9 protein-coding genes and 1 pseudogene are annotated in these 11,491 nt (G+C 39.7%); 5 read left to right on the top strand and 5 right to left on the bottom strand.

Features of this window, described 5'->3' with window-relative positions; translation table 11 throughout:
- A pseudogene (locus ACT3RM_RS14910) lies at nucleotides 1-291 on the bottom strand (efflux RND transporter periplasmic adaptor subunit); the annotation flags it as partial.
- On the bottom strand, nucleotides 288-1,649 hold the full coding sequence (locus ACT3RM_RS14905; protein ID WP_441835563.1) for a TolC family protein: 1,362 nt from the start codon (nucleotides 1,647-1,649) through the stop codon (nucleotides 288-290). The pseudogene ACT3RM_RS14910 and the gene ACT3RM_RS14905, both read right to left, overlap by 4 nt.
- Before the next feature lie 152 nt (nucleotides 1,650-1,801).
- On the opposite strand from ACT3RM_RS14905, the gene ACT3RM_RS14900 reads away from it, so the two are divergent.
- The 4 genes from ACT3RM_RS14900 (at nucleotide 1,802) to ACT3RM_RS14885 (ending at nucleotide 9,199) form a co-directional block, all read left to right on the top strand.
- Entirely contained in the window at nucleotides 1,802-2,494 is a 693-nt protein-coding gene (locus ACT3RM_RS14900; RefSeq protein WP_441835562.1) for a hypothetical protein, read from the top strand.
- 202 nt (nucleotides 2,495-2,696) lie between these two features.
- Nucleotides 2,697-5,444: an Ig-like domain-containing protein gene (locus ACT3RM_RS14895; RefSeq protein ID WP_441835561.1), complete on the top strand. Its 2,748-nt coding sequence runs from the start codon at nucleotides 2,697-2,699 to the stop codon at nucleotides 5,442-5,444.
- Nucleotides 5,445-5,457: 13 nt separating this feature from the next.
- On the top strand, nucleotides 5,458-8,136 hold the full coding sequence (locus ACT3RM_RS14890) for a porin (protein ID WP_441835560.1): 2,679 nt from the start codon (nucleotides 5,458-5,460) through the stop codon (nucleotides 8,134-8,136).
- On the top strand, nucleotides 8,129-9,199 hold the full coding sequence (locus ACT3RM_RS14885; RefSeq protein WP_441835559.1) for a cytochrome-c peroxidase: 1,071 nt from the start codon (nucleotides 8,129-8,131) through the stop codon (nucleotides 9,197-9,199). Before ACT3RM_RS14890 ends, ACT3RM_RS14885 begins: the two co-directional genes overlap by 8 nt.
- A 16-nt stretch (nucleotides 9,200-9,215) precedes the next feature.
- On the opposite strand, the gene ACT3RM_RS14880 is transcribed toward ACT3RM_RS14885, so the two are convergent.
- The 3 genes from ACT3RM_RS14880 to ACT3RM_RS14870 are packed head-to-tail and all read right to left on the bottom strand — an operon-like array spanning nucleotide 9,216 to nucleotide 10,185.
- Nucleotides 9,216-9,341 (bottom strand): acyloxyacyl hydrolase, encoded by a 126-nt coding sequence (locus ACT3RM_RS14880; RefSeq protein ID WP_441835558.1) that lies wholly within the window; start codon nucleotides 9,339-9,341, stop codon nucleotides 9,216-9,218.
- A gap of 59 nt (nucleotides 9,342-9,400) precedes the next feature.
- Complete coding sequence (locus ACT3RM_RS14875; RefSeq protein ID WP_441995197.1) at nucleotides 9,401-9,883, bottom strand: MATE family efflux transporter; 483 nt, start codon at nucleotides 9,881-9,883, stop codon at nucleotides 9,401-9,403.
- A gap of 14 nt (nucleotides 9,884-9,897) precedes the next feature.
- Complete coding sequence (locus ACT3RM_RS14870) at nucleotides 9,898-10,185, bottom strand: hypothetical protein (RefSeq protein ID WP_441835679.1); 288 nt, start codon at nucleotides 10,183-10,185, stop codon at nucleotides 9,898-9,900.
- Nucleotides 10,186-10,583: 398 nt separating this feature from the next.
- On the opposite strand from ACT3RM_RS14870, the gene ACT3RM_RS14865 reads away from it, so the two are divergent.
- Entirely contained in the window at nucleotides 10,584-11,345 is a 762-nt protein-coding gene (locus tag ACT3RM_RS14865; RefSeq protein WP_441835680.1) for a DUF6515 family protein, read from the top strand.
- The last annotated feature ends 146 nt before the right edge of the window (nucleotides 11,346-11,491 follow it).

Raw genomic sequence — 11,491 nt, 5'->3', positions numbered from 1 at the left:
GACTACATTACCCGTAGCAAATTGCTCACTCATATTCGTTATTTCGCCCTTAACTTGCGCTTTTAAGGTAAGTGCCCAATGTGCTTTGGCTTCACCATGGCCGCTAACATATGCTTGATACGTACTTGGTATAGCATTAATTACCGTTACATTTGGCGCTATAGATTCAGTTGGCGCTGGCTTTGGGCCATTTGCTTGCTGAGCCATTTTTTGGCCGTTATATGAAATAGCAAGCCCTATACAAACAATGGCAACAAGAGTTACAACAACAGGTACTGGCGAAATTTTCATGACGATACTCCAAGGCCCAAGGCAAGGCCTAAATCTATACGGTTAGTTAAAAGGGTGTAATTTATTTGGCTAAGCTGAGCTTGTAGGTCGTACACCTGTTGCTGCACGGTTAGTAGATCTAAAATATCAACCAACCCCTGCTGGTATTTGCTTTGATAATTGCTAAAACTTCGCTTAGCACTGACAAGCGCTTTGCTAATTTGTAGCTGCTGCTGCGTTAATGATTGCTCTTGGCCTAGCGCATTTTCTACTTCGTTTACGGCGCTTAATAAGGTGTCTTGATATTCCCAAAACGCTTGTTCGGCATTTAATTTTGCAATATCAACCTGTGCACGCAATGCCCCGCCTTGAAACAATGGCGCACTTAAACTTCCCAACAAGTTCCAAACTGGGCTGGTTAATAACGCTTGGCTTGGTGTCGTTGCTATATCACTAAGTGATGCTGAAAGCGTAATGCTTGGCAGTAAATCTTTGTAAGCTACATCAACTAAATAGCGTTTAGATTGAATATTGTAATAGGCACTTTGTAGGTCGGGGCGACGCGCTAAATCTTGCTCAGGTAGCGCGCTTAGAGGCTCAACAACCTCAGGTAAAACAGAAGTCGTAGGTAGGTTTTCAAGCTTATCAACACCCACTAATAATATTAAAGCGCGTTTAGCTTGCGCTATTTGCTCTTGGTAATCGGCAATAGTGGCACGGGTCGATAACGTATCGGTGCGGGCGGTATCAAGGGCTTCTAAATCGCCTAAACCGTATTGGTAACGCTCAACAATGCTTTGTTCGTTATTTTCTAAAACTGTTAAGCGTTGCTGCTCTATGTCTAGCAAATTTTGCTGTAAAATAATGTTTAAATACGTGCGTATAACGCTTGCTACTAAGGTGTCTTTAGCGCCTTGGAAAGTGGCTTGATTACTGGCAATGGTCATATCTTGCGCGGCAACGTTATCAGCAATTTTTTGCCATACGTCGGCTTCCCAGCTAATCCCTACCGATGAGCTGTACTGCGTGCCGGTAGTTTCGTTACGCTGCGCGTCAAAATCGGCATCTACGCTAAACCACTGGCTTGCTGCGGTAACATCGCGCTGTGCATAAGCAAGTTTTAGCGCCACATGCACTTGGTTAAATGAAGGGTTATTTGCAACGGCTTGCTCAATAAGCGGATCAAGTCCCGCTATATTCACTAAATCAGTGATATAACTTATCTCGGTTGCATCATCTTGTGTGTATTGCCAATTTGAATGCTGCTTTAACGATTGCTCGGTGCTATTACCTGTATAGCTTGGCTGGCTACTACACGCAGCAAGCGTACAGCTAAGTGCAAGCAATAAAACAGTTGAGTGCTTTTTAAAATAAACCATTAAACTATGCCTAATTTACATCATTACACATAGTTTATTAGGGCAAGGGTTAAGAATGGGTTAAAAGGGGTTAACTACTTTAACCAAATTAATATTTGCCACGTTTAGCCAATTTACGTAGGCTTTGGCAAAAATACTCATTCAAAACCCACATGCATAAATTCATTTTTACTCTTTTTTTAATACTCCCAACTGTATTACAGGCTCAAGTCACCTTAAGTGATAAGACCCTTATTTATAGTGGCGAAATCAATAAACAAAATAATAATACAGCAGCTGATCTTTTAAAAAACAATCCCACAATTAATACCTTTACTATTACCAGCGGCGGCGGAAACATTGATTTAGGAATGAATTTAGCCGAACTAATTTTGGCTTATAAGTTAACCGTAAATATAAAACAGTTTTGTTTTTCATCGTGTGCTAATTATGTGTTACTAGCCGGACACCCTACTACAATTGTACCCAATACAATTATTGGTTGGCATGGTGATGCAGCCTCAGCAAAATGGTTAGATAGCGATATTGAGGCCATGGTTAAACATTTAAAAGAGCCGCAAAAAAGCGAAAAGTGGCAAACTTTACGTGCTCATTATGATGAGGTGATAAATAAAGCAAGCCTGCGCGAAAAAGCCTTTTATAAAAAGCTAAATGTAAATCACGACCTATTAACGGTGGGGCTTGGCGCAAATTTACGCAGCGCAGCTATAAAGCAGCGCGCCCGTGGCTGGACGTATTCACCTAAAGTGCTTGAGTATTTCAAAGTTCGCAATATTGATTTTGGTAATTGGCAGCCGCGTTCAGCTAAAAACTTCCCCCTTCTTCTTATTAACGATCTTAACTAAATAATTGGTACACCTACTCCTCATTTTAGTAACATTCTCTTATTTGCAATATAACCCCTGTTAAGCGCAGGGTTTTACTTTTAGGCCCATTTTCAGCCTCAATTGAATACTCACTATTTATAATACAAATACAAACCACACTTTTGAATCTAACTGATATGCGTTATCATTCGCAACATCACTAGCCTTTATATTAACAACAATGAACAAATTTATTAAATATACCCCAATATTATGCTCCCTTGCTTTAGCTGGCTGTGGTGGTGGCTCAGGCAACACAGCTCCACAGTTTGCACAACCTAATTTAAGCTTTACTGTAAACGAAGACACTTCATTTACTGCTCAAGTAACGGCGACCGACGACGACGCACTTAGCTACACATTAGCAAACGCGCCAAGTAACGGGACTATAACGGTAGAAGCAAATGGTAAGTTTGCCTATACCCCTAACGCCGATTTTTTTGGTAGTGATAGTGCTTCAATTTCAGCTAGCGACGGTTCTCTTAGTTCAAATATAACGCTAAGCTTTACGGTCGAAAATATTAATGATGCGCCGGTATTACAGACAACGAGCGTATTTGTTACCTCATCATCAACAACAGAGGGGGCTATTAACGTAACTGATGCCGATGGAGATGAATTAACATTTACGCTGGTAACCCCCCCTGAAAATGGTGTAATTACAATAAACGAAAGCACGGGCGAATTTATCTTTGAAGCGCAAACATTAAGTTCAATTAATGAAGCATTCGAAATAAGCTATACGGATGGTGTAATTGATAAACCAATTACGGCCAGCATTACACTAAGCCCTTCCTATGTGAAAAATGAAGACAAACGTAATTTTTATTACAGCTCTAGTAAATCACACTTAAAACAAGCCGATATTGTAAACGAAAGTATTAACGATGAAATTTCACGTTATACCGTATACCAAGTTCAAGCAGCAGCGTATGCACGTGCTGGGTTTTTAGATACAGCCGAAGACTATTTATTACTCATTAACGAGCAAACAGAACTGGCTAGTGGCCTACAAGATGTAGCAGTTGCTTTAGATAATATCAACGAAATAGAACAAGGTGCGCAATATCGCTCACGTGCTTTAGCTGCTTACAACCAGTATTTAGCTGAAAAAGGGTTTGAAAACATTAACCGTAACGATGCAGCTTGGTTACTTGGTTTAGTCAATGATTATATGGATGTAGGGCAAACTGAAGAAGCAGAAACCCTGCTAAATACCATTAATAGCTACGCAGAGATTGTACGTGAAGAGCAATACTCAACAACGTATGGTTACTTTCAAACAGCGCTTAAAAATGCAGCCGAAGGTGCATTAGACGTATATGCAGCTGACCCAACTGATGCCAATCAACTTACAGCACAAACGTTTGCTGCTGCACTGGTAAATATTTCGAGTAATACAGGTTACCAAATTCAAGGTGGCAGTGGCGATTATGCGGGTGAAAAAGTAGAAAAAATTAGAGCGCTTTATACTGCATGGGCTGCTGAAGTTTTATTTCGAGCAAACTCACTTGAGCTCGCCCGTGAATACGTAAACTTAGCCATGTCACTTTATGGTGTAACAGGCATAGACGAAAACTACGACTTTGCAGCATCTGAATACGCACAAGCGACATTAGGTACATATACTTACCCATTAAGCACGCTTGCGGGGTTATTAGAAGGCCTTTATGATCTCGAAGAAAATCCTGCACTTGCGTTACTTACATCTGAGCATGATATTAGTGATGCTAAACAAATTATGTATAGCTTTAGCGTAACTAAAAGCATTATGTCTGGCTATTCAGTGGCCGATGCAGCAGCTGAGGCCTTTACCTTTTTTACCGAGGAAGGTGATTATAATGAGTTTTTCAGAAGTTTAGTCAAAACAGACAACAACCCAGGCACAGCGCAAATTTTATATCAGTACGGGTATACCGAACAAGCGAAAAACGTATTAACCTATGCAGGTGAGTTTATTTCATCTGACGAGTACATAAGTGCAGAGTCATCTACCTCTTTCTTAGCTGGCTATAAAGGGTGCGGTTTACTGGTCACCATTAGTAGAGAAGTCGGCGCAGATACTGCTGCCGCCGCAAATCGCTGTTTAACCATGTTGAATAAACTAAATACAGGCACATTACGAACTTTAACCGACACCTCTGCAATTACTGTTCATAGCAATGTAATGGTATCACTTGACCGCGCAGGCTTAACTGACGAAATCCCCGCAATAAACACGCAATTACTAAGTAAAATTAGTGTACTAGAAGATATTGAAGACCGCTTTGAATACCGATTAGAAACATTAGGTTATTTAGTAAACGCAGGGTTTACCGACTTAGCCTTAACTACATTTAATAGTGCAATAGCTGAAGTAAACGAAAATTTAAGCACGTTAACAAGTGACCAACTACTTGAGATACTCGAATCATTAAAAATTGAAACAATACTACTTAGTCCATCTGCAACTGGCTTTTGGGAACGTTACAGCATGCTTTCTAGCATGGGAGCTAATGCAGGCAACATTACTGACTTTGCCAGCACCTACAGCATTGTGAAAACACAAACCTCAGCACTTGTCGTCGGTATTGAAACGCTTATTTTAGCGCAAGCCGATACTGTCATTATTGATGCTATGGAAGATTTAGTCGAAGCACATACCTTACTTGGGCAATACGAGCAAGCTACAGCGCTTGTAAATAACAATGTAAATGGTGAAGCCGACCAACTTGACCTTTACACCACAATGGCAGAATTAATTGCAAGCAAAGATGACTTTAGAGATAACCGTGTTGCCAGTGTTGATACTGATAACGACGGGCTTCCTAACTTCTTCTTGGCAAATGTGACTAATGAAGATATTGCTGCATCGGGCTTAACTGCCGATGAAGATGCTGATAACGACGGCATTGCTGATAGCGAAGACAGCACTCCAATTGGCAACTAAATAAGAGAAAATAATGCAGACACGTTATATTTATGCGTGTCTGTTTTTGCTTGCCCATAATGCATATGGCGCGACCGAGCAAAAGCAGACGCCACCTCCTCCTGAAGATTGCAGCACACTCACTGATGAAAAAAAACGTTTATGTGAAGCTATCGAGCACATTGAAGTAAAAGGCCAATTCATAGGGATAGAAGTTCCTGAAATTATTGGCCGTTCGTATTTAGACCGCAGTTTTATTGATGCAACAGCCAAAGGTAATGGCGACATAAATGAGCTAATTGCACTCTTACCTGGCGTACAATTAAGCAATGAGGCATTCAGCATTGAAAGCTTAGCAGAGATAAGTGCTCCAGAAATATCTATCTCAGGCGCCCAGCCTTGGCAAACAGGTTTTTCACTTGATGGTATGAACTACAATAACCGTATTGATCCCGCCAGTAGTAGCCGCTTAACATCATCAAGTAATGATGTGTCAGGCGGTGTGCAAAGTATGAATGTTAACTCTGATATTGTTGAGTCAATCACTGTGTACGATCATAGTATTCCGGCTGAATTTGGTGGTTTTTCTGGTGGGGTTGTTGATACCAAAACAAAAGAAACATTTGGCAAAGATAGTTTTAGCTTTAGTGTACGCGGGAATCACAGTGATTGGGCTGATTATCATTATATTCAAGCCGACGATGAAACTGAGCAAAGCAGTACAAATGAAGCTGAATTAGAGGCTCCAGTATACGAAAAAATAAGCTATTCATTGAGCGGTAAAAAGCAACTTAATAAACGCCACGGTGTGATGTTTAGTTTAAATTACCTTAATAGTGATATAAGTGATTTATCACTGGGGCAAACAAAAACCCAAAGCCGCCGCAACATTAACGCCATACTAAAATATGGCTATAAGGATGGCTGGGTTGATAATTTTACGGTTAGTATGATCTATTCACCCTACGAGGTGAATGGTTTTATTACTGATGCACTTGATAGTGACTATCAGTTAGAAGGTGGCGCTTATGGTAGCGCAATACAATTAAAGCAAGGCTTTAAATATGTAACTTGGAAAAGTAATTTAAACTTTAACATGAGCGACAGTAGCCGCGATGCTCCAGCGCATTTTTATAATTGGCTTCAAGCAAAAGGGAAAGACTGGGGACAATACGCTAACCAAGGCGATGCAGACGAACGCTTTTCAAGCCAAGGTGGTTATGGCGCGTTAGATAACCGCCAATTCACCACCAATTGGAAAAATACATTTAATCTAGAAGCTTTTAAATTCTTAGGATTAACACACTCAGTTGTGGCTGGTGCAGAAATTAAATATCAGCAAATAGAACGTGAGCGCTTTCAAGATGGCTATAACTACAGTTCGCCAGTTATATGGTCTAGTGCTAATACCCCACTTAATTGCAGTGGTTATTCACTTGATTGTCAAGCACTCGAAACTCTCATCCCTATAGAAGAATTAGCTGAACGATTAGGTGGAGAGATTGACTTTAACAACTCGGAGCACGTCACCGCATACAGTAATAATATAACTACTACTGCGCAATTTTTTAATGGTCGAACTGTTAGTCCTGCTGAATACATAGATGTAAATTTAAATCGCAACGCACTCTACATTACCGACCACATCAAGTACGGTAAACTTGATGTAAATTTAAGCATGCGCTACAGCTATGATGATTTTTTGCAAAACCATGATGTAGCACCGCGAATTTCAGTAGGGTACGACGTGTTTGATAATCAAAAAACCATTATCAGTGGCGGCCTAAACCGATATTACGACTCTGCTACTATCAGTTATAAAATTAAAGAACAACAAAAATTTTCTTATCTACAATATAGGCCTATCGAAAGTGGCTACTTACAAAACTGGTTAGATTCAAATTACACTGGCAGCTTTAAATATCGATTTAATGACGTGAATACCCCTTACGATGATGAATTTGCACTGGGTATCGCTCACGCATTTGAGACAATTGGTAATATTTCTTTAAAATACGTAAAGCGAAAAAAACATCAGCAGTTTTCTCGCACGACTTCAGACGAAACCGATCTTGATGGGTACACTTATATTGATATTAGCAATGAAGGAACGGGAAGTTCAGAACGTATTTCACTAGCATGGAGCGCACAATTTGGTGCCCATTCTGTATGGGCAAATACGTCGTATGCCGAGAACGAAATATCAAATGACAATTATAATGCAACCGTAGATAACACCCCACTCGACGAACTCGTTTACTATGTTAATGCAAAAGATGAAGGATCACTGGTCACATTAAGTCAACTATCTCAGATACGAACTAATTTCGGAGCACCTATCACAGCAGCCTTAGGCTGGAACGTAGATTGGGGCGATTCATTTAGCACTGGATTAAATATCTCATATTCAGGTAGCTACGATACAGCTGTAAGTACAGGAGGAAGCGAAAGTATTGATATAGAGGATGTCTGTGCTAGCTGCCCAGTTGTTTCCACTCTATTTGATATTTACCAGGAACAGACTATACGCGCCAGAACAATGCTAAACCTAAGTTTAAAATACAAACATAAACTGACTAATACCCAAAGCTTAGAGTTACGAGCTGATATTTCCAATTTATTAAATAAGAGAACGTATACAGTTGCCGAGGGCGCATCAGGTATTGAGCCTGGTCGAGTATTTTGGTTAGGGCTAAGCTACAAATATGACTAAATTTATTCGTATTTTAAGTATTGCAATTACTTTGACTACTCAACCACATGGGCTTGATACTAAAGTATTGCGAAAAGTATATAGTGAAGAGCAATCAAAATGGCCTCCAATTGAAACTAGTGATGGACGAATCGTATCGCCTTTATCTTCAGTTGAACAAATTAATTCTGCACCAAGCCAAGTTGATTTGGGAAAAAAACTATTTCACGATGTGCAATTATCGCGCAATAAAACCATTAGCTGCGCTAGCTGTCATAAGCCCGATAAGGGCTTTCATGATGGTCGCAGAACTGCTGTAGGGATTGATGAACAAACAGGTACGCGTAATACTCCTGCTATTTTTGGTATTAATCAATGGCAAAGTTTTTTTTGGGATGGGCGCGCAAGCACCGCTCTACAACAAGCACTTATGCCAATAGCAAACCCTATTGAAATGGATCTAGATCCAAAAATAGCTTTAGCCAGAGTAAATAAAGATAAGAGTTACCGAGCATTTAATCAAAACGCCTTCAATAGCAATACTCTTACAATAAAGCAAATGGCGCAAGCACTCGTTGCGTTTGAGCGAACACTACCTGCTCCAAATACTCGCTTTAAACTTTTTATTTCAAGTGTAAAAAGCAGCCCGAAGAAGGCCGTAATGCAACTATCTGATAATGAACTAAACGGCCTACATTTATTTAGAACTAAAGCTAAATGTATGACATGCCATAATGGCCCCCTACTAAGTGATAACAAATTTCACAACACTGGACTCCATTACTACGGCCGACACTTTGAAGATAAGGGTCGCTTTGATGCCACAAATAATCCTGATCATATAGGACAATTTAGAACTCCTTCATTACTAGGTTTAGCAAGAAGTTTTCCATGGATGCATAACGGTTTATTTGAAGATTTAACAGGCATCGTGAGTATGTATAACCATGGCGGGGCTAGACCAAGGCCACGAAAAAACCAACTAAACGACCCGCATTTCCCTAAAACTACCGACTTGCTTATTAAACTTAATTTAACCAAGCAAGAACAAGCCGATCTAGTGGCGTTTTTACGTATATTATAAGTAGTAAACTACTCACCTAAAGTGCGCGTGAGTAGCTTAGCGATATAAAATCAAGGCCTGAATTGGGCTTTTTAATATCTGCATTTGAATAATGAAAATACTTAAGTGATTCGCTGTGTTGTTCACTATCGCCAAATTGCATACAACTATTTTGATAATTGCAATTATAGTGGAATAACTTTTTTTATAATTTTGATAATATTAAACAACAATGGAATGCCCGCTAAACTGCATAGTTAAGCGGTTATATTGCTGCTTAAATAGCTGCCAGTCCACAAAACCCACCAAGGTATTGCCGCACGCCATACCAATAAACAGCCCTGTTAAGCCATAAAAATACGAGCCTAGCCAAAGAAGTGGTAAATAGCATAAAAATAACCGTAATATTGAAATAAATAATGCCGTAGTCGGAAACCCCAATGCATTACATACCGACACCGTGATCATGCACATGCCAAGCGCAGCGTAACTTAGCGGCACAAACGCAAAGTAGTCAATTAAGTTTAAAACAATGGCGTTGTTTTCACCTAATGCATGTGCAAGTGGGTTGGCTAAGGCATAAATAATAACCGATAATAAAATTTGTACGCCAATAACAAAACCGCAAGCAAGTTTTACAACGTTCATTATTTGCTTAAGCTCGACACGCCCTTTTAAATTACCCACAATGGGCGGTAAGGCCATGGTAAGCGCTAAAATTAAAATGATTGTATATATTCAATTCGATTTGCAAGCCCCCAAGCCGCTACAGCAAAACCACCATAAGCGGCAATAAGTGCGGTTACTATCATGGCTAAAATAGGCGGAATAAATTGCGAAAGCAAAGCCGGCGCCATCATTTTAGCTATAGTCTGCACCGCTTGCTCTGTACGGTTTTTTATATCCTCAAAGGTAATTAGCTTTCGTTTAATAAGCGTATAAAATATAACAATAAAACCCGTTAAAAACGCAATACATATTGTCCACGCAACGCCCGCTAACCCCATATTATATGGTAAACATAAAAAGCGGATCGAGGGCTATATTTAACACACTGGTTAGCACCATTACCCACCTAGGTAATAAGGTTTCGTTATGCGCGCGGCAAATAATGTAGCCAATATAAAGCAAAGCGCCAATCCAGCAACTTAATAACCACAGCAACTAATAAAGTGCGGTTAGCTCAAATAATGAAGGCGAAGCACCTAATATTAAAATAATAGGTTGCTGAAAAAACCATAACCCTACACATAAAATGTAAGAAAACGTTGGGTTATGTCAAGAACAGTAAATACCAGTAAAAAGTTGTAAACATAAAGCTATAAGCCGTTACATGTCAGTTACCATTCAGTTTAAAGCGCTAATATTGAACCCAGTTATGTAAAAACATACACGAGGCAATATTATGAGATTAACTTATTTACTACCAGTATTACTGGCCCTTGGCTGTGTGTCTGGCTCTGCGCTTGGAGCACCAAACGAGCACAAGCAGGTTAATAAAGAACGTGCAAAGCGTATTGAGCATAAGCGTGATGAGCGTCGTAAAGACAAAAAACATCGTATAGCTCATAAAAAAAATAAACAAATAAAGCGTGCATATAAAAAACGCGAACAGCATAAAGATAGAAAGCGCAAAATTGCTCATTACAAACATGACAAGCGTAAATACACTTACCTAAAAAATAGGCGCCACAATGTGGTTACTACATACAGGCCTGGACGCTACTTTAGTAACATACCGCGTAACAGTGCATCAATTAGGTTTAATGGTATTTCGTTTACCTTTAGTAATGGCATTTATTATCGAAAAGCAAAACGCGGCTACCATGTTGTTAAGCCACCCAGAGGGTTAAGAATCCGCTCATTACCAAAACATTACTCAAATTTTAAACGCCATAATACAACTTACTACACATATCAAAATGTTTACTATGTGGCAGATAATAATGGATACAGAGTGGTCGATGCTCCTGAAGTGTTAGTTAATAAGGCTGTAAAAGTAGGGAATGCTAACAATTATGAACTTGGGCAAACCTACGACACACTTCCTATCGAAGCTGAAGCGGTTACTGTTAACGAGCAACAATATTTTAAATACCAAGATATTTATTTTCTACCACAGATAAGTGGCGATGAAATAAAATACTTAGCCGTAAATTTAGGCTAAGAACCCGACGGATAAAAAGAGCAAGCCGTGTTATGCGCCTTGCTCTTTAGCCATTAAATTAGTCATTAGTTGTTCAAGGGTCAGGCGGAGGGTCACCCATTAGGTTCAACCTGCGCCCATACCAAATATGACTTATAACCACGCAC

Origin of the sequence: Pseudoalteromonas sp. AOP7-A1-14, from assembly GCF_052376275.1 — a bacterium.
GTDB lineage: Bacteria > Pseudomonadota > Gammaproteobacteria > Enterobacterales > Alteromonadaceae > Pseudoalteromonas.
Note: the sequence above shows the minus strand (reverse complement) of the source record. Positions and strands in the feature narration are given on the sequence as shown.

What these genes read in the sequence shown, in the direction of transcription:
- ACT3RM_RS14905 (WP_441835563.1), bottom strand. Translation starts at nt 1,649, where the DNA reads ATGGTTTATTTTAAAAAGCACTCAACTGTTTTATTGCTTGCACTTAGC.
- ACT3RM_RS14900 (WP_441835562.1), top strand. Translation starts at nt 1,802, where the DNA reads ATGCATAAATTCATTTTTACTCTTTTTTTAATACTCCCAACTGTATTA.
- ACT3RM_RS14895 (WP_441835561.1), top strand. Translation starts at nt 2,697, where the DNA reads ATGAACAAATTTATTAAATATACCCCAATATTATGCTCCCTTGCTTTA.
- ACT3RM_RS14890 (WP_441835560.1), top strand. Translation starts at nt 5,458, where the DNA reads ATGCAGACACGTTATATTTATGCGTGTCTGTTTTTGCTTGCCCATAAT.
- ACT3RM_RS14885 (WP_441835559.1), top strand. Translation starts at nt 8,129, where the DNA reads ATGACTAAATTTATTCGTATTTTAAGTATTGCAATTACTTTGACTACT.
- ACT3RM_RS14880 (WP_441835558.1), bottom strand. Translation starts at nt 9,341, where the DNA reads ATGCAATTTGGCGATAGTGAACAACACAGCGAATCACTTAAGTATTTT.
- ACT3RM_RS14875 (WP_441995197.1), bottom strand. Translation starts at nt 9,883, where the DNA reads ATGGCCTTACCGCCCATTGTGGGTAATTTAAAAGGGCGTGTCGAGCTT.
- ACT3RM_RS14870 (WP_441835679.1), bottom strand. Translation starts at nt 10,185, where the DNA reads ATGGGGTTAGCGGGCGTTGCGTGGACAATATGTATTGCGTTTTTAACG.
- ACT3RM_RS14865 (WP_441835680.1), top strand. Translation starts at nt 10,584, where the DNA reads ATGAGATTAACTTATTTACTACCAGTATTACTGGCCCTTGGCTGTGTG.